The organism is Stenotrophomonas sp. NPDC077421 (assembly GCF_049545505.1).
Classification (GTDB): Bacteria; Pseudomonadota; Gammaproteobacteria; order Xanthomonadales; family Xanthomonadaceae; genus Stenotrophomonas; species Stenotrophomonas nematodicola.
The window spans coordinates 78,708-97,221 of record NZ_JBMWDP010000013.1 but is presented as its reverse complement, the minus strand read 5'-3'; the positions used below and the strand labels follow the sequence as shown (position 1 = coordinate 97,221).

Genomic DNA, 18,514 nt, shown 5'->3' with positions numbered 1-18,514 from the left:
CACGACGGGGTCACCCGCAGTTGGCGCGCACGATCCTGTTCTGCGCGTCCACTTCCAGGCTGAGGCGATCCTCGCGGAAGTCCATCGTCATCGCCATCCCCGGCTTGAGCACGCGCGCATGCCGCGCGCCGCTGGCCTTCACGGCCTGCTGCACCACCGCTTCGGTGGCGGTCTTTCCGACCAGGCTGGCCACCTTCTCCGGATCGCAGCGTGCCGCGCTGCCGGCCACGGCAGGTTCGGTGGCGGCCGGTGGGGCGTCGGCCGCCGCCGACGGGCCGGAGGCGGTTCTGGCCGGATGGCTGCAGGCTGCCAGCGGCAACGCGCACGCCACGGCGAACATCAGATTCCAACGCATGCGGTACTCCTCCCACGGTAGGTACCGGCAGTGTCCGTGGGCGGGCCGTTACGCGGCGTCAACGCGGCCGCTGCGGGGGTTCAACGGCCTGCAGGGCCAGCGTTTCGCGCTCCTGCTGTTCCTCGGCCACCAGCCGCAGCATCAGCATCGACAGCGTCACCACATCCTGGTGGTTGTGGTCGGCCACCCGGCGCAGGTTCAGCGCGCTGCCCCCGCGCAGGTAGTTCAGCCATGCGGCCGGGGCCTCCGAACCGGGCAGGTCGTCCTCGCGCACGATCTGCAGCAGCTGGCGCTCGATGGTGGCCAGCCGGCAGTTCTCCCAGGTGCCACGGTAGCGGCGGCGGGTGGGGAACAGCAGATCCACATGGTCGTGCGCGCTGATCGGGTCACCGTGACGGGCCAGCCGGAAACGCGTCTTCAACAGCGGCGCGTCGTAGCAGCGGCCGTTGTAGCTGCAGAACACCAGGCCCGGCCGCAACCACCCGGCGAACGTACGCAGCATCGCCGTTTCCGCGCCGAGGGTGGTGATCACCAGCTGGCGGATGCGCAGGCCGTCGCCCTGGTCGGGATGGGCGTACCAGTCGGCCGCGCCGATCATGAAGGCGCGGGTGCCGGTGCCGCCGGCCAGGCCGGTGGTTTCGGTATCGAAGAACAGCAGGTCCTGCGGCTGGACCTGCTCGCCCTCGCGCCTGGCAAACGCCAGCGAGAGCGGCTGGGTCGGCACGGGCTGCGGCAGGAACGATTCAATCAGGAACAGGCCCGGCGCGATCTCCTCACCGGGGACGTGGCGGTCCTGCGCGTTGGCGCGGGGCAGGGCGGCCGGCGCAGCGCCGCGTGCGCGCAGGCCGAGCAGGCGATGCAGGCTGCCAACCTCGGGCGTGCGCAGGGCGGGCGCGGGGGCTGCCACTACCGGGACCGGGGCCGCGTCACCGGTGGGCTTGTGACGGATCTCCTGTTCGACCCAGGCGAACACCGAGGCCGGTGCAGAGGGGCGCGCCTGCGCATCATTGGCAGCGGACGGGAGCGCGCCAGACGGCGCGTCGTGGGGGACCGGTCCACGGTCAGGACCTGCCGACGCCGCCGGCGCCGGGGTGGCGTCCCCGGCCTGCCGCCGCAACAGGCGCAGCTTGTCCAGGCTCAGGCTCACTGCGGCACCACCTCGGCGGCGGCGCGCTCGCGCTCGGCGGCGCTGGGCAGCGCATGCGCGTCGAACAGGTCCAGCACGTGCAGTGCCAGCGCCCTGGGTGTGGTGGCATCGTCTTCCTGGCCGGCCAGCACCGGTCCCACGCAGGCCGGGCACCCGGCTTTGCAGTCGCAGCGCTGCACCAGTTCTCGGGCGCGCTGCAGCAGTTCGGCCTGGCGCAGCCACAGCGGCTCACTCAAGCCGACGCCACCGGGGAAGTTGTCGTACAGGTAGACGGTAGGCACGAACTGCTGCTGCAGCTCGATCGCGCTGGCATCGAACTCGGCACCGCGCAGCTGGCCGCGGCCGCTCTGGTCGGCCACCGCAAACCATGCACCGTCGCCATTGCCGACTGCCTTCTGCAGGTCGCGGGCATCGGCCATCACCGCCACGGTGGCGACGATATGCAGCGCATACGCCGCACCCAGGAAGCCGTCCAGCGCCTCCTGCTTGCTGTCGAAGGCGGTCAGCAGCAGCGCCTGCGGCAGCTGCCACCACACTGCGGTGGTGTGCAGTTCCTGGTCGGGCAGGTTGACCGGGCCGTAGCCGATGTTCTCGTGGGTGTAGTAACGGATCTTCTTGTAGCCGGCCACGCGGCGCACCACGTGAACTTCGCCGTGATGCGAGTCGCCGCGCCCGGCCTGGCAGCCGTCGAACCGGTCCAGCACCTTGAGCTTGGTGAAGTCGATGCTGTCGGTGTAGTAGTCCACGTGGGTGCGGGTGACGTAGGCCTTGCGGCCCTCCCAGTCCAGCCGCTCCACCTGGTACGGCGTGGACTGCACCATGTGGATGGCGCCTTCATACAGGGTGAGCGCGGCGGCGGAATAGTCCACCTCGGCGATGATCTGCTGCTTGCCGTCGCTGCGGTCGACCACCACGAAGTTGCCATCGGCCACCGAGCGCAGGCTCACCGCGTTGGCCGGGTAGCTGTCGGCGATCCACTCCCACCGATCGCCCTCGCGATGCACGACCTCTGTTTCGGCCAGTGCTTCAAGGAACACCAGCGGGTCGATCGGGCCGAACGGGTCGCCGGCCAGGAACGGCAGTTCGAAGGCGGCGCAGCGGATGTGGTCGAACAGGATCAGCGGCTGGTCCGGGGCAATGCGCGCATGTTCGGGCGAGGCATCGGCGAAGAAGTCCGGGTGCCGCACCACGTACTGGTCCAGCGGCTGCGAGCTGGCCACCATCACCCCCAGGGCGGGCTGCTGGCGGCGGCCGGCGCGGCCAAAGCGCTGCCAGGTGGCCGCGACGCTGCCCGGATAGCCATTGAGGATCACCACGTCCAGGCTGCCGATATCCACGCCCAGCTCCAGCGCCGAGGTGCTGACGATGCCGTCGATGGTGCCGGCGCGCATGGCGCGTTCGGTCTCCCGGCGCTCGGTGGGCAGGTAGCCGCCGCGATACGCGCGGATGCGCGCCGGCTTGCGCGGATCGTGGTCGAAGATGTCCTTGAGGTATTTGGTCAGCACTTCGACCATCAGCCGGCTCTGCGCGAAGATCAGCGTCTTCAGCCCGGACTTGATCGCGATGCGCGCGATGCGGTTGCTCTGCGAGCGCGCCGAGGCGCGCAGGCCGAGGTCGGCATTGACCACGGGCGGGTTCCACAGCAGCACGTGCTTGGGCCCGCTGGGCGCGCCGGATTCGGTGATGGCGGTGACCGGTGCTTCGATCAGCGCTTCGGCATGCGCCTGCGGGTTGCCGATGGTGGCCGAGCACAGAATGAACTGCGGCTCCACCCCGTAGAAGGCGCAGATACGCTTGAGCCGGCGCAGCACGTTGGTGACGTGGCTGCCGAACACGCCCCGGTAGGTGTGCACTTCATCGATCACCACATACCGCAGGTTCTCGAAGAACTGCGCCCACTTGGTGTGATGGGGCAGGATCGCCTGGTGCAGCATGTCCGGGTTGGAGACCACGATGTCGCCGTGCAGGCGGATCGCCTGGCGTGCGTCGCCGGGGGTATCACCATCGAAGGTGAAGGCCTTGACCCCCAGGTCACCGGCGCGGTTGAGCTCCAGCAGTTCGGCCACCTGGTCCTGGGCCAGCGCTTTGGTGGGGAACAGGTACAGCGCCTTGGCCTTGCCCTGCATGGCCGCGCTGACCACCGGCAGGGTGTAGCACAGCGATTTGCCGCTGGCGGTGGGGGTGACGATGGCCACGTGCTCGCCGCGCTGGGTGGCCGCCCAGGCCTCGGCCTGGTGGCTGTAGAGCTGTTCGATGCCACGCGCCTTCAATGCGGCAGCCAGGGCGGCCGGCACATCGGTGGGAAGCGGCGCATAGCGGCCTTCGCGGCCGGGCAGGGTGAAGCTGCCGGTGATGCGGTCGGCATAGCGGCGCTGCAGCCGCGCGGTCAGCAGCGCGCCGTTGCGCGAGGGCAGGCCATCGGTGGTGGCGAGGCGGCGCTCGGCGTCCTCGGTGCGCTTGGCGAGTTCGTAAGCCATGAGTACAACGGTCTGCAAAGGACGCCATGAAACCACAGCCGTGTCTCATCGATTGAGACACGCGCGCAACGAAATCTGAAGGTCGCCTGCGTATCATCTGCCGACGCACGCAACGGACCAGGATGGTGAGTGTGGCAAGGGGAGGACATCGCATCACCGCAGTCGCCGGCATGATGCTGGCCGGCCTGGCACAGGCCCAGCCCCCTTCCGGTCCGCCGCCGGAGACGGGCACGCCGCCGCCCGCGGCGCGCGGGGACGTGACCACACTGGGCGAAGTGCGTGCGCTCAAACCCGATGAGGACGTGCCGCTGGACCTGTACGGGTACCGGAGTCCGGTCCAGATCGAGCCCAATACCTTCAACCGCGCCTGGCGCGAGGCGCCGTCGCTGGAGCAGGTGGGCATGAGCGGCGGCTACGTGATGATGGGAATCTATTACGTCATCGGCAAAACCGCGCAGGGGCTGCACACCCTGACCCGCGCCCCGGACCCGATCCAGGCGGCCACCGCACGGCCGTCGCCGGCGCTTGACGAGGCGCAGCAGCGCCGTGCGCTGCTGCTGTGCGCGCAGGACGGCTGCGGCGCGCCACCGGGCGGGTGACCGCCGCCGCAGGCCGGGTGCTCAGTAGCGCCTGGCGCCCCTGACGGCGTCGTCCATCGACTCCTGGATGCGCCGGATGTCGTTCTGCGCCGCTTCCACGTACTTCTCCACACAGCGGAAATGTTCCTTGACGTCGCTCTGGTAGCGGCTCAGCTCGGACGGGCTGTTGCCCGTGGCCCTGCGCGGCGGCTGGCAGCGCGGTTCGGGGTAGCGGCTGGCGGTCATGTTGCTGGGGCCGATCACCGCTGCCCCGGCCGTGCCGGCGTTCAACACCGCTGCACCGGCTGCCAGCGTCATGGCCATCATCGTTGCAACTCGCGACATGCATGATCCTCCCTGTGGAGACGCAGTATAGGCATGTGCGACAGCGCGCACGTCGATCAGGCCGTCGCTGCCCGCGGGCGCCGTCTCTCCAGCCACCAGAGCAGGCCACTCACCAGCACGAACGCCAGCAGCCACGGCCAGCGCGGGCCTGGCACCGCGTGGGTGGTGGCTGTGGCGCGGTCGGCGCGGCCCACGCGCACGGCGTTGGCCTCGCGCAGTTGCTGGCGGTACAGCGCCTGCGCGCCAGCTGGGTCGAAAACGTACACGGCCTGCGTTGTATCGCCGTGGCGCAACTGGTGCCACCCCGGCTGCTGCGGCCAGTAGCCGGCGCAGGCATCGGTGCCGCTGGATGGATCGATGACCAGGGCGGTGTCGCTGCCGTCCGGCGCGCGGACCTGCGTGGGTCCCTGCAGATTGCACAGCGCGAGGCGCTCGCCGGCCCAGGGCGTGGCGCTGCCGGGACGGACCGTGGCGGTGGCCGGCAGCGCGCGTGCCAGCGTGGTCAGCATGCCGCTCCACAGCTCGGCATGCCGGTCATCGCGGCCGGCCAGCACCAGCCGATAGGTGTCGGTAACCGGCAGCAGCGCCAGCCGGCCCTGGCCGATGCCGCGCCAGCCACCGATGGCCGCGCCCTTCGCGTCGTGCAGCAGCGCGCTGGCATCGGCTGTGCGCAGGGTGAACTGTTCCAGTACAGGAGCAGCGGCACTGCGTGATGCGGCGTCGGCCTCGTCGGCATGGACGGTAGGTTGACCTGACGGGCGTGGCGGCCCGCGCCGCGCCTGCAGCAGTGCCGGGTCGGGATCGGCCGGCAGGGACAACGGCAGGGTCTGGCTGCTGCCGGTGACGGCCAGGCCCCAGTTGCGCAGGGTCTGGCGTGCGCCGTCGGGAAGCGGCCCGGAGGTGCGCACCAGCACCCCCAGTCCGTTGCGCAGTGCCTGCTGCACGGCGCCGCGCTGCGCGCCATCGAGGGCGGCCAGGCTGCGTTCGTCGAGGATCAGGACATCGGTGGCGGCCAGGCGCGCGGCGCTGAGCGCGACCGGGCCGTCGCCGAGCAGGACCCCGCCTCCCGCGCTGGCCTGCGTCTGGACCGCCAGGCCGGTGTCGGTGGCCCAACGGCGCAGGTACTTGAGTTCCGGCCCCGGCGCGCCGGCGACGATCACCACACGTGGCACGGGCTCGGCGATGGTCTGCAGCGGGACGACGATGCTGTCCACCGCGTGCTGATCGGCGTCGAGCAGGCGCAGACGGAACTCGCTGCGGCCGCTGGCGCGGGCCACGCCCTGCAGCTGCACGCGGCCGTCGTCGCCGATGCGGGCGCGATCGACCACCCTGCCGGCCGGGTCCAGCAGCTCGGCGCTTGCCGTGGCCACGCCCTGCGCACGCGCGCGCAGGACAAACACCGCGCCAGGGGCGGCAGCGGAAGGCGGCTGCAGCGCCACCCATCCGACCGGCGGTGGGGAGGCACGCGCGCTCACCTGTGCCGGCAGCGGCGTATCGCGGTCACGTGCGGACAGGCCATCGCCGATCACGCGCAGCGACCGCGTACCCGGATGCTGTCGCAGCGCGGTGGCGAGATCGGGCGCGGGGCGGCTGTCGGCATGGGCCGGTGCCTCGGGCAGGGCGATCACGGTGTCGCCGGGGGAGCGCGTCCAGCGCACGGTGTCGGCGGCGGCGGTGAGCACGGTCAGCTGGCCGGCGGGTGCGCTGGTCTGCGGAGGCACCAGGCACCGGAACAGCAGCACGCCACTGGCTGCCTGCAGCACGAGCAGGCACAGCAGTCGCCCTGCGCTGCGACGTGGACCCTGCCGCTGGTGCCAGAGCAGGCGTGCGCTGCCGAGCAGCACGATGACGGCCAGTGCGACGGCAATCCAGCGGGCATCGCTCATCGGACGTTCTCCAGGGCATCCAGCCAGGTCTGGCCCATCCGATCCGGCGCGGTGCGTCGCGAGACCTGCGGCGGCGGCCGCAGCAGCGCCCGCCACAGTTGGGCGCGCAGCGTAGTCCGGCACTCGCTGCATTCCGGTGCCATGCGCAGCGCTTCGATGGCCGCCGCCAGGCTGAGCGGATCGGACAGGCGCGTCTCATTGGCGCGCAGCCAGCCGCTCACCGCATCCAGGTCCGGTGCGCCGTCGGTGTCGGCCAGCTGCTGCCAGACCGCGACGATGGCCGGATCGGGGGCGGGCACGGCCTGCAACGGCAGGGTGCGGTTGCCGAGGTCGGTGCGGTCGCCGCCGAGGCGGCGGCTCTCATCGATCGGCGGCAGTTCCGGCCCGATCCGCGCCAGGTAGATGCGCTCGGCCTGCTGCACCTGTTTGATGAAGGCCAGCGCCTTGTAGGCGTACGGCAGCGCCGCGTCGGGACGGCCCTGGCGCAGCTCGCCCTCGGAGGACCACATCTGGTCGAGTGCGGCCTTCAGCGTGGCGCGGGTCTGCGGATCGAGCAGCGTGGCGGCTTCGGCGTGGTCGTGGGTGTGGCCGTACTCGGACAGCACATCGGTGGCGCTGCCGAATACCGGCGGGCCGCCCGCCGTCGCGCCGCTGTGGTCGTGGTCGTCGTGGCCGGCCTGCGCGTGGCCGGCCGCGTCGGCCGTGTCGTGATCGTGCTCCTGGTCCTGCGTCGCAGGAGCGTCGCTGGTCGGCAGGGCATCGCTGGTCGGCGGCGGCTTCGCTGCGCCTTCGCTTTCCTCCCCCAGGAACTGGCCATAGCGCAGGCGCAGGATGCGCTGGTCCACGCCGATCGCATCGGCGCGCCGGACGAACTCCCCGGGCGGCAACTGCCCGCGCAACCGGATCAGCGCTTCGGCATCGATGATGATCTGGCGCTGGCTGCGGAAATAGGCTGGCAGGGTCTTCTTGACCATGCCTTCCAGGTCGGCGGTCTGTATCTGCTCGGTGCTGGGCAGGCGCAGGATCACGCTGGTGCTCTGGCCGGTCTGGGCGATGGGCGCGCGGTTGTCGCGCACCTGCAGCTGCGCGATCACATCATTGCCCGGCGCCGCGCCGAGTGCGGCCAGATCGAGCGTGCGCGCGAAGCGGCGCTGGGTGGCGGGCCCGCTGCCGGTCAGGGGGATGCGCTGCTCGCGGAAAGTGATGTTCTCGCCACTGCCCTGGGCGAGGGTCACCTTGAGCTCGGCAGTGGCGGCGACGCCGTAGTCGTCGCTCGCCTCGAACTGCAGGGCCCACTGGCGTTGGCCGGGTGCGCCGAGCACCAGACTGCGGTCCGGGGCGATCACGCGCACGCCCGGCGCACGGTCGGGCACTACGTCGAGGCGGTACAGCCGGTTGTCGTGCAGTGCCGGCGTGGTGACCACGCGGTACAGCCGCGGCCGTGAAGCAGTGGATTGCATGGTCCATGTGTCGCCGTGGCGCTGCAGCGGCAGGCGCTGGCCGTCGTGGAACTGGAGTGCCGCGCTTGTCGGCGGTGCGGAGAAGCGCAACGCCCACTGCAGCTGGCTGCCCTGGGCGACCTTCGCATCCAGCACGGCCTGCACGCGCACGGGCTGACCGGTGTAGGCCGGTGCGCGGATCTGCAGTCGGGTGGACTGCAGCTGCGGCGGCGGCGCCTGGGTACTGTTCGCAACCGGCCCAGGGCCCGGTGCAACGGCGGTGTCACGGCTGCGCGGCCACCCCAACGCCAGGGCGATCACCAGCAGCGCGCCGATCCAGGCCGGCCACAGCGCGCGCGCGGGCCAGCGCGGACGCAGGTCCGGCGGGGCGGACTGCAGCGCCGTGGCGACATGCTGGCGCTGGCGCTGCTGCAGGGGGTTGAGGGTGTCGGGCGCAGCGAACAGCAGGTCGGCACTGTCCTGCGCGACGGGATGCCGGTCGAGCTGCCGGACCAGCCAGCGACGGTCCAGCCGCCGCGCGCGCCAGGTGGCGATGCCTGTTGTTGCCAGCAGGGCCAGCAGCAGCACCACCGCGGCCGGGTTGAAGCCGGCCACGCGCAGGGCGAGCGCGGTGGCGGCCACGGCGAGCGGCAGGCCGATCAGCGCGCTGCTCCACCAACGGCGCCGGCGTGCACGCTGCCAGGCCTGCTGCACGCGCGCGCTCATGCGCCGGCCTCGCGGCGCGGCGCGGTGGCCAGGGCGCGTTCCAGCGCGAACAGCAGCACGATCAACGCCAGCAGCCACGGGACGGGATCGCGCGGGGTCGCACGCGGCGCGGGCGCGCCGGTCAGCGGTACCTGCGTCGCGGCTACGGCGAGCTGCGGCGCCGCCGGGGGCGCGAGCACGGAGAGCAGGCGACGTGGCAGATCGGCCTCGCGCAACGCGGGCAACGCGCTGGGCGACATCGCCCCCGTGAAGCGCAGCAGCCTGCCCCGCTCGACCGCGCGCTGCTGGAGCAGCGGTCTGCCCTCGGCATCGCGCAGGGCGGTCGACCAGCCTTCCCCGTGTGCGGCGCCCGGCGTGGCGAGCAGTACCGTGCCGCCCTGCCGCACCCACGCCTGCCAGCGCTCCGGCAGCGCGGCGGGCGACAGCCATACCCCGATCTGACCCACGTCGGGCGCGCTGTCCGCGGCGCGCGGTGCCGCGAGCGCCTTCCCGTTCCACGCGCGTTGCAGGGCCTCCAGCACCGGTACGCTGCCCGCGTCGGCCGGGTGGCCGCCGGGCTGCAGCGTGGGCAGGCGTGGCCGAGCGTCGTCTGCGCGGGGGGGCGGTGCCGGCACTGGCTGCCAACGTACGCTGCGCGACAGACGCGGGCGTTGCGCATCCAGGCCGGGCAGCGGATCGGGCACGTAGACGGTGAGCGGCGTGCCGGCCGGCAGCAGCTGGTCCAGTTCACGCAGCAGGCTGGCCAGCGGTTGAGGCGCGGCCGGGGCGGCGGCGTGCAGCGGTGGGAAGCCCGGCGCCAGCCAGCGCCAGTCGCCGGCCGTGTCCGTGCCGCGCAGCGCGGCACCCTCCAGGCCGGGCGCGACCGCGGTGACCGCGTGGGTATCGGCGGCGGTACCGTGCAGCAGCGGACGGGCCAGCAGCAGTGCCAGGACAGCCAGCAGCAGCAGGCGCACCAGCAGCAGCGGCCATTCATCGAACCGGATGCGCTGGCGCGGGCGCGCCTTGGCACGCAGCCAGCGCAGGGCGGCGAACGACAGCGGGGCGTACTGATGGCGCCGCGCCAGGTGGATCAGCAGCGGCACCAGCAGCGCGGCCAGCGCCAGCAACCCGAGCGGGAACAGCAGAGTCAGGCTCATGCAGCACTGCCCGGTGCGAACAGTGTGCGCAGGGGCACATCCAGCGGCTGGTCCAGGTACCCCGTTGCCGTGACGATGCCCGCTGCCTGAAGGCGCGCGTGCAGCGCGCGCTGCGCCGCCGCGAACCGGGCCAGATAGCCCTCGCGGATCGCACGGCCGTCGCCGAGCAGTTCCTCGCCGGTTTCCGGGTCGTGGAAACGATGGCCGTCGGTGAACGGGAAATCACGCTCTTCGGCGCTGAGCAGCTGGAGATGCAGTACTTCGCGCCGCGCCGCCGCCAGCCGCTCCAGCAGCGCGACGCCGGCGTCATCGAACCCGTCGCCCAGGGCGATCAGCATGTCCCCGGCCTGCACGCGTTCCCACACCGGGCGCAGCGCCGTGGCGGCCGGCCAGCCACCGTGTGCATGCAGCTGGCGCAGCAGCAGGTGCACGCGGTCGCGCTGGCGCGGTCCGCTGCCGGCCGGCACCAGCCGCACACCGTCGCCACCCACGGCAATCAGGCCGAACCGGTCGCCCTGCTGCAGCGCCAGCTCCACCAGACAGGCCGCAGTGGCGCAGGCGTGGTCCAGCCGCGACCAGTCCGGACGCGCGCGGTCGGCCTGTGTGGCCGACGCGCTGGCATCCACCAGTACCCACACCGTGACCGGGCTCTCGCGCTCGGATTCGCGCACGAAAAAACGGTCCGAGCGGGCGTACAGCTTCCAGTCGATCTGGCGCAGCGCGTCGCCCGGCTCGTAGGCCCGATACTGGGCGAACTCCAGACCGGCCCCGCGACTGCGGCTGGCGTGCTGGCCGATCGCGTGCGTACCGCGCGCACGGCGAGGCAGCAGGCGCAGCGTCTTCAGACGGCTGCGCACATCGGCGGGCAGGAGGATCGGCGCGTGCGGCGTCACGGCAGCGCTCAGGCCGGGAACGGCACGGCCTGCAGCAGCGCGTGGATCACATCGTCGGCGCTTTTCTGTTCGGCCTCGGCGGCAAAGGAGAGCAGCAGGCGATGACGCATCACCGGCCCCACCAGCGCCTGCACATCCTCACGGGTGGCGGCAAAGCGACCCTGCAGCAGCGCCCGGGCCTTGGCGGCGAGCACCAGCGACTGCCCGGCGCGCGGGCCGGCCCCCCACTTGATCCAGTGGTTGACCGCGTCCGGCGCACCGCTACCGGGCCGGCTGGCCCGCACCACGCGGGTGATCCAGGTCAGCACATCGTCGCTGACATGCACCTGGCGGACGGCAGCCTGCAGCGCCAGCACATCCTCGGCATGCATCACCTGCGGCACCGTGCCGGCCGCACTGCCGGTGGTCTGCAGCAGGATGTCGCGTTCTTCCTGCTCGGTGGGGTAGTCCACCCGGACATGCAGCAGGAAGCGGTCCAGCTGCGCTTCGGGCAGCGGGTACGTGCCCGCCTGCTCGATCGGGTTCTGCGTGGCCAGCACGAAGAACGGCGCCGGCAGCATGTAGGTGGTGCCGGCGTAGCTGACCGTGCGTTCCTGCATCGCTTCCAGCAGCGCGGCCTGGGTCTTGGGCGGGGTGCGGTTGAGCTCGTCGGCGAGCAGCAGGTGGGTGAAGATCGGTCCCTTCTGGAAACGGAAGTGACGGTGGCCGGTGCCGTGGTCTTCTTCCAGCAGCTCCGTGCCCAGGATGTCGCTGGGCATCAGGTCGGGGGTGAACTGCACGCGGCGGAACTGCAGGTCCAGCGCCTGCCCGAGCGAGCGCACCAGCAGTGTCTTGCCCAGTCCCGGCGCGCCTTCGAGCAGGCAGTGGCCGCCGGCCAGCAGGCCGATCAGCAACTGCTCCACCACCGCATGCTGGCCCACCACCGCCTGGCCAAGCGCCTCGCGCAGCTGGTGCAGTTTCGGCAGGAGGGTGTCGATGTCGGCGGTGGTCATGGCGGAACCTGTAGGAAGGAGGCGTGGCGCAGAGGCTGGGTGGGCCGTTGGCGGGAGGATCAACTGTTGAGGGCGTACATGACGATGTTGACCGCGAAACGGGTGTTGTCTTCGGCGAGGAAGCGCTTGTTGCGCCAGTCGTAATCCCACTCGCAGCCATAGTCCTTGTTGCTGTAGAGCACGCCCAGCCGGCCGTCGATCTCGATGCCCTTGAGGTAGTCGTGGACCAGGTCGTCGCCCCAGCCGTTGAGCTCGAAACCGGTCGCCGGCGGCCCGTCCGGAAAACGGAAGAAGCTGCGGTACAGCGCATGCGTGTTGGGCAGCTTCTTCAGCGCGCGGGGGCCGAACAATGCAGCCATCTGCGCTTCGAACGAGGTGGCGAACAGGCCGTCGATATCGTGGTTGCAGTCATCCACGAACACGAAGCCGCCGTTGCGCACGTAGCGCACGAAGTTCTGTCGCTCGGCCGCGTTGAACTCGACCAGCTTGTGCCCGGCCAGGTAGCAGAACGGGGCCTGCAGCATGCGGGGGTCGGCGAGCGCGATCACGTGCTCCTGCGGGTCCACGCGCAGCGAGGTGTAGTCGATCAGCGAGGTGATCACGTTGGACGGCATGCGCGCATCCACGTCCCAGTCGCCGGAGTCGTACTTGAGCCGGGTGAACCAGAAATCGTAGCGGCCGGCCTGCGCGCCGGCCCACGACGGCAGCGCCGCAAGCGCGGCGCCGCCCAGCAGTGCCCGAAGAAACTGCGCGCGGTTCATCGCCGCGCGCCGCTCCGCCACCCTCGGGGACGACAGGGCTGCATCAGACCGCGTCGGACAGCGAGGTGAAGGTGAAATCGCGCAGCTTCATCGGCGGGATCATCATCACCAGGCTGGACTCGTCGCCAGCCACGCGCACCGGCTTGCCGAGCTCTTCGATGTTGTTGAGCATGATCACCGGCGATTCGTTGAAGCGGAAGTTCTTGACCGGGTACTTGATCTGTCCGTTCTCGATGTAGAACGTGCCATCGCGGGTGAGTCCGGTCAGCAGCACAGTCTGCGGATCGACCATGCGGATGTACCAGGTCCGGGTCACCAGAATGCCCTTCTGGGTGCCGCGCACCAGCTCGGCGGTGCTCTTGTCGCCACCGGCCATCAGCAGGTTGCCCGCCCGCGCGTTGGCGGTCTTGCCCTGCTTCTGCGCCCAGTACCGCGAGTAGTTCAGGTTGGCGATGCGGCCGTTCTCGACGATGGCCAGCTTCTGGCGCGGCTGGCCTTCGCCATCCCACGGCAGCACCGGAGCCTCGGGATTCCACGGGTCGGCGCTGAAGTTCACGCGCGGATCGTAGACCTGCTCGCCCAGCTTGTTGCCGCCGCCCTTCCTGGACAGGAAGCTGCGGCCTTCATCAGCCGCGCGCGCGTCGAAGAAGTTCATCATGAAGCTGATCAGGCCCGCGGCGGCGGCCGGCTCCAGGATCACGGTGTACTTGCCCGGCTCCAGCGCTTTGGCTTCTGCCGATTCGGTGGCCTTGCGCATGGCGATGCGGATGTCCTGGTCGGCCTTGAAGTCGGCGGCGTCCTTCAGGTTGCGGCCGACCCAGCCCGAGCCGCGGCCGTCTTCGGTGCGCACGGTGCAGGTGTAGTCGAAATTGGTGCTGCGCTGGTAACCGAAGTTGCCGTTGCTGTTGGCAGTGGCGTAGAAGCTCTGCCCGTCTTCCAGGAAGCCGGCGGCGATCAGTCCGTTGCCGCGGCACGGTGCGATCGAATCGGCGGCAACCTTGGCGCGGAACGCCGGGTCGATGGCGGCGGTGGAGGCGCTGAACGTGGGGCTGGCGGTGTAGGTCTGCCTGCCGATGGCGGGCATGAACTCCGGATTCTCCGGTGCCAGACGCGCCAGGTCTTCGGCACGACGGACCACGCGTTCCAGCGCGGCATCGTCGAACTCGTTGATCGAGGCGGTGCCCACGCGCTTGCCGAAGGCCACGGTGACGGCCAGTTCGGTGTTGTCGACGATGCCGCTGGTGGACACGTTGTTGAGCGCGAAACGGATGTTGCCATCGATCGAGCCGGCCAGGACGGCCGTGCATTCGTCGGCCTTGGACAGCGCGATGACCTTGTCGAGGATGGCCTTGGCCTGGGCTTCGGTGAAGATACTCATTGCGATTGGGCTCCTGACCGGTCAGCCGAGGCTGCGTGCGGTGTTGATGACGTTGATGCCGTTGAAGCGCGCGGTGGACGAGCCGTGCGAGACCGCCGAGACCTGGCCCGGCTGGCCCTTGCCGTCGAAGAACGAGCCGCCGAGGCGGTAGTCACGCTCATCGGCCACGGCGCTGCAGGCGTTCCAGAACTCCGGTGTGCGGATCTGGTAAGCCACGTCCTCGAGCATGCGGGTGATCCTGCCGTTCTTGATCTCATAGAACAGCTGGCCGCCGAACTGCGCGTTGTAGCGCTGCTGGTCGATCGAGAACGAACCGTCGCCGATGATGTAGATGCCGTTCTCGACGTCCTTGATCATGTCGCTCACGCTCAGCGGCGTCTTGCCGGGGGCCATCGACACATTGGCCATGCGCTGGAACTGCACGCTGGACCAGGAATCGGCATAGCAGCAACCGTCGGACTCGGTCTTGCCGAGAATATGGGCCTGGTCGCGGATGGTCTGGTAGTCCACCAGCCTGCCGTTGCTGATCAGGTCCCAGCGCTTGGTCTTGACGCCTTCATCGTCGTAGGCGACCGCGCCGAGGCTGCCCGGCTGGGTCTTGTCGGCGAAGATGTTCACTTTGTCGCTGCCGTACTGGAACTGCTGCTCGCGCTTGTCCAGGGTGGCGAAGCTGGTGCCGGCATAGTTGGCCTCGTAGCCCAGCACGCGGTCCAGCTCGAGCGGATGGCCGATCGATTCGTGGATGGTGAGCCAGGTGTGCGAGGGGTCCAGGATCAGGTCGTACTTGCCCGGCTTCACCGACGGCGCCTTGAGCTTCTCCTGGGCCTGCTTGGCCGCGGCGATGGCGTCCTCCCGCATGTCGTAGGACGTGCTGTAGTTGACCACTCCGTTGGGGGTCGGCACCTTGCCCGCCGCCGCGCCATCGAGATACTCGTAGCCCATGCCCATCGGCGAGGACAGGCCTTCGCGGGTGCGGAACTTGCCGCTTGCCTTGTCGATGGCGGTGATCGTCATCGGCGCCCAGATGCGGTGCACGTCCTGGTCGATGTAGGAACCGTCGGTGGAGGCGAAGTACTTCTGCTCGTTGACCAGGAACAGCATCGAGTTGACGAAGCTGGCGCCGGCGCCCATCGCGGCGGCATTGACGTCCAGCAGCAGCTCCACCTTCTCCTTGATCGGCACGTCCATCGCATTCTTGCGGATCGGCGTGCGCCAGGAGACCTCGCCCACCCCCGCCGCGGCGGCCAACTGCACCGGTGCGGTCTGCACTGCCGCGTTGGCCTTGGCGATGGCGGCGGCCTGCTGTGCGGCGCGCGCCACGTCGCCCGGCCCGAGCTGGTTGGTGGCGGCAAAGCCCCATGCCCCGTTGACGATCACGCGGATGCCCACACCGGTGGACTCGGTGTTGACCACGTTCTGCACCTTGTCCTCGCGGGTGATCACGAACTGGCGCAGGTAGCGGCCGATGCGCACATCGCAGTAGGTGGCGCCGGCCTGGCGCGCGGCAGCCAGCGCCGCATCGGCCAGGCGCTTCTTCAGCGCAGGGTCCAGCGTGCTGTGCAGGTGTTCGGCGGCAATGACCTTGCCGAAGAAGGACGGCACGATCAGGCCGCCTGCGGTAAGCCCGGTCAGGGCGAGGAAGTCACGTCTTTGCAAGGCGGCGCTCCACGTCAGGGTGGTGTGGCAGGGAAACGAACGGCGGGCGCGGCGGGCTCATCCCAGGCTGCGCGCGGTATTGATGATGTTCACCCCGTTGAAGCGGGTGGTCGACGAGCCGTGCGAGACCGCCGAGACCTGGCCCGGCTGGCCCTTGCCGTCGAAGAACGAGCCACCGAAGCGGAAGTCGCGTTCATCGCAGATCGCGCTGCACGCGTTCCAGAACTCCGGCGTACGGATCTGGTAGGCCGCATCCTCGACCATGCCGGCGATCTGGCCGTTCCGGATCTGGTAGTAGAGCTGGCCGCCGAACTGCGCGTTGTAGCGTTGCTGGTCGATCGAATACGAGCCGCGGCCGTGGATGTAGATGCCGTTCTCCACGTCCTTGATCATGTCGGCCACGCTGAGCGGCGTCCTGCCCGGCGCCAGCGACACGTTGGCCATGCGCTGGAACTGCACGCTGGACCAGGAATCGGCGTAGCTGCAGCCGTGCGAGGCGGTTTCGCCCAGCAGGTGCACTTCATCGCGCGTGGCCTGGTAGTTGACCAGGATGCCGTCCTTGACCAGGTCCCAGCGCCGGGTCTTGACCCCTTCATCGTCGTAGCCCACCGCGCCCAGGCTGCCCGGCGCGGTTTTGTCGGCATGGAAGTTGACGATGTCGCTGCCCCAGCGGAAGCCCGCCTCGCGCTTGTCCAGCGTGGCGAAGCTGGTGCCGGCGTAGTTGGCTTCGTAGCCGAGCACGCGGTCCAGTTCCAGCGGGTGGCCGACATTCTCGTGGATGGTCAGAAACAGGTTGGACGGGTCCAGCACCAGGTCGTACTTGCCTGGCTTGACCGACGGTGCCTTGAGCTTCTCGCGCGCCTGACGGGCGGCGGCCACTGCATCCTCGATCGGATCGTAGGAATCGCGGTAGGCGGTGACGCCGCCTGGCAGCGCGATCTTGCCGCTGGCGTCGCCATCGAGAAACTCGTAGCCCATGCCCATCGGCGAGGACAGCCCCGCGCGGGTGCGGAATTTGCCGGTGGCCTTGTCGATGGCGGTGGCGGTGAACGGCAGCCAGATCCGGTGCACGTCCTGGTCGATGAACGAGCCGTCGCTGGAGGCGAAGTACTTCTGCTCGTTGACCAGGAACAATGTGGAATTGATGAAATCGGCGCCGGCGTCGAGGGCGGCGGCATTGACCGCCAGCAGCATCTCGACCTTGTCCTGGATCGGTACCGCCATTGCATTCCTGCGGATCGGCGTCTTCCAGCTGGCCTCGCCAACACCGGTTACCGGCGCCAGCTGTACCGGACGGGTCTGGATGCCGGCGTTGGCGCGCGCGATGGCGGCGGCCTGCCCGACCGTGGCCAGCACCGCCGCCGGCGTGCGCTGGTGGGTGGCCGCAAAGCCCCAGGCGCCGTTGACGATCACCCGGATGCCGATGCCGGCCGATTCGCTGTTGGTGACGTTCTGGACGGTGCGCTCGCGGGTGATCACCGCCTGGTTGAGGTAGCGCCCGATACGTACGTCGCAGTAGGTGGCGCCGGCGCGTTTGGCCGCGCCCAGCGCCGCCTCGGCCAGCACCCTGTTGCGGACCGGGTCGCCGGGCTCGAGCAGTTGCTCGGCGGCAATCAGCCGACCGTGCGGCAGTACCAGGCCAGCCAGGCCCATTCCAGACAGCGCAAGAAACTCACGGCGTTGCACAGCGATCCATCCCCCGACGGTGCGATCGGCATCAGACCGGTCGCAGTGGACAAGTTCTTGACTTTCGATGGCGGCGGGCAGTGGCACAAGTGACTGCGGTCATGGTTGGATGGCGGTCATCCGAATTCATCTTGAGCCTGCCATGAGCCAACAGCGCTGGTCCGACGCCTGCGAGCGCAACCGCGAGCCGATCCTGACAGTCCTGCGCCGGTACCTGCAGGACCGCCACCGCGTCCTGGAGATCGGCAGCGGCACCGGCCAGCATGCGGCGCACTTCGCCGCGCAGCTGCCGCACCTGCACTGGCAGGCCAGCGACCACCCGGACCATCTGCCCGGCATTGCCGAGCGCCTGGCCGAGGCCGCCCTGCCCAATGCTCCGCCCCCGTGGCCGTTGCAGGCCGTGCTGTCGCCCGTGCCTGGCCTGGCACCGCTGCCGGAAGCACCGTTGGGCTTCGATGCGGTGTTCAGCGCCAACACCCTGCATATCATGAGCTGGGGGCACGTGGAGGCGTTGTTCGCCGGACTGCCGGCGGTGATGGCCGACGACGCGCTGCTGTGCATCTACGGGCCGTTCAACCAGGGCGGCCAGTACAGCAGCGACAGCAACCGGGTATTCGATGCCTGGCTGAAGCAGCGCGACCCCGCGGCGGGCATCCGCGATGCCGACGCGGTGGACGCACTGGCCGCCGCCCAGGGCCTGCGGCTGATCGACGACGTGGCCATGCCGGCCAACAACCGCCTGCGGGTATGGCACCGCTTTGCGTAACCGCGCGCGCAGCGCGCCGGCATCGAAACCCGCGCGCTGCGCCCGTAGAGCCGGGCTCTGCCCGGCTGCCTTCCGTTCCGGCATCGAAAACCCCGCGCGCTGCGCGCGAAGCCGACTAGACGTCGGCTCTACGTCGGCGGCCACCCACCGCGCACGACGCCCGTAGAGCCGGGCTCTGCCCGGCTGCCTTCCGTTCTGGCATCGAAAACCCCCGCGCTGCGCGCGAAGCCGACTAGAAGTCGGCTCTACGTCGGCGGCCACCCACCGCGCGCTGCGCCCGTAGAGCCGGGCTC

15 protein-coding genes are annotated in these 18,514 nt (G+C 70.1%); 2 read left to right on the top strand and 13 right to left on the bottom strand.

Going from position 1 to position 18,514, the window contains the following annotated elements:
- Positions 1-10 precede the first annotated feature (10 nt).
- Genes ACPEH1_RS09375 through ACPEH1_RS09365 form a run of 3 tightly spaced genes read right to left on the bottom strand, consistent with a single transcriptional unit; the run spans position 11 to position 3,979 of the window.
- A complete protein-coding gene (locus ACPEH1_RS09375) occupies positions 11-355 on the bottom strand; it encodes an I78 family peptidase inhibitor (RefSeq protein WP_136005681.1) in 345 nt (114 codons plus the stop codon).
- Positions 356-413: 58 nt separating this feature from the next.
- The gene (locus tag ACPEH1_RS09370) at positions 414-1,502 is read right to left on the bottom strand and encodes a ribonuclease H-like domain-containing protein (RefSeq protein ID WP_423715692.1); all 1,089 of its coding nucleotides are present in this window, start codon (positions 1,500-1,502) and stop codon (positions 414-416) included.
- Positions 1,499-3,979: a DEAD/DEAH box helicase gene (locus tag ACPEH1_RS09365; protein WP_423715691.1), complete on the bottom strand. Its 2,481-nt coding sequence runs from the start codon at positions 3,977-3,979 to the stop codon at positions 1,499-1,501. Before ACPEH1_RS09365 ends, ACPEH1_RS09370 begins: the two co-directional genes overlap by 4 nt.
- A 122-nt stretch (positions 3,980-4,101) precedes the next feature.
- Between ACPEH1_RS09365 and ACPEH1_RS09360 the strand changes: the two genes are divergently transcribed.
- On the top strand, positions 4,102-4,578 hold the full coding sequence (locus ACPEH1_RS09360) for a hypothetical protein (protein WP_313242752.1): 477 nt from the start codon (positions 4,102-4,104) through the stop codon (positions 4,576-4,578).
- Positions 4,579-4,599: 21 nt separating this feature from the next.
- Here ACPEH1_RS09360 and ACPEH1_RS09355 read toward each other — a convergent pair whose 3' ends face one another.
- Genes ACPEH1_RS09355 through ACPEH1_RS09310 form a run of 10 tightly spaced genes read right to left on the bottom strand, consistent with a single transcriptional unit; the run spans position 4,600 to position 17,455 of the window.
- Positions 4,600-4,902 carry a hypothetical protein gene (locus ACPEH1_RS09355; RefSeq protein WP_136005672.1) on the bottom strand — a complete coding sequence of 101 codons (303 nt, stop codon included), beginning with the start codon at positions 4,900-4,902 and terminating at the stop codon, positions 4,600-4,602.
- Positions 4,903-4,958: 56 nt separating this feature from the next.
- Positions 4,959-6,788, bottom strand: coding sequence for a hypothetical protein (locus ACPEH1_RS09350; RefSeq protein ID WP_313242750.1), 1,830 nt, complete (start codon positions 6,786-6,788; stop codon positions 4,959-4,961).
- Positions 6,785-8,953, bottom strand: a complete 2,169-nt coding sequence (locus ACPEH1_RS09345) for a hypothetical protein (protein WP_423715690.1) — start codon at positions 8,951-8,953, stop codon at positions 6,785-6,787. Before ACPEH1_RS09345 ends, ACPEH1_RS09350 begins: the two co-directional genes overlap by 4 nt.
- Positions 8,950-10,083 carry a BatA domain-containing protein gene (locus tag ACPEH1_RS09340; protein WP_423715697.1) on the bottom strand — a complete coding sequence of 378 codons (1,134 nt, stop codon included), beginning with the start codon at positions 10,081-10,083 and terminating at the stop codon, positions 8,950-8,952. The genes ACPEH1_RS09345 and ACPEH1_RS09340 overlap by 4 nt, the downstream gene beginning before the upstream one ends.
- A 2-nt stretch (positions 10,084-10,085) precedes the next feature.
- Complete coding sequence (locus ACPEH1_RS09335; RefSeq protein WP_136005663.1) at positions 10,086-10,982, bottom strand: DUF58 domain-containing protein; 897 nt, start codon at positions 10,980-10,982, stop codon at positions 10,086-10,088.
- 8 nt (positions 10,983-10,990) lie between these two features.
- Entirely contained in the window at positions 10,991-11,974 is a 984-nt protein-coding gene (locus ACPEH1_RS09330; RefSeq protein ID WP_287250429.1) for an AAA family ATPase, read from the bottom strand.
- Positions 11,975-12,033: 59 nt separating this feature from the next.
- Complete coding sequence (locus ACPEH1_RS09325) at positions 12,034-12,735, bottom strand: DUF4159 domain-containing protein (RefSeq protein ID WP_017355469.1); 702 nt, start codon at positions 12,733-12,735, stop codon at positions 12,034-12,036.
- Positions 12,736-12,778: 43 nt separating this feature from the next.
- Positions 12,779-14,113, bottom strand: a complete 1,335-nt coding sequence (locus tag ACPEH1_RS09320) for a TldD/PmbA family protein (protein ID WP_017355470.1) — start codon at positions 14,111-14,113, stop codon at positions 12,779-12,781.
- 21 nt (positions 14,114-14,134) lie between these two features.
- Positions 14,135-15,769 (bottom strand): TldD/PmbA family protein, encoded by a 1,635-nt coding sequence (locus ACPEH1_RS09315; protein WP_262071522.1) that lies wholly within the window; start codon positions 15,767-15,769, stop codon positions 14,135-14,137.
- 57 nt (positions 15,770-15,826) lie between these two features.
- Entirely contained in the window at positions 15,827-17,455 is a 1,629-nt protein-coding gene (locus ACPEH1_RS09310; RefSeq protein ID WP_423715689.1) for a TldD/PmbA family protein, read from the bottom strand.
- A gap of 142 nt (positions 17,456-17,597) precedes the next feature.
- Here ACPEH1_RS09310 and ACPEH1_RS09305 point away from each other — a divergent pair, with 142 nt between their 5' ends.
- On the top strand, positions 17,598-18,221 hold the full coding sequence (locus ACPEH1_RS09305; protein ID WP_423715688.1) for a DUF938 domain-containing protein: 624 nt from the start codon (positions 17,598-17,600) through the stop codon (positions 18,219-18,221).
- Positions 18,222-18,514 lie beyond the last annotated feature (293 nt).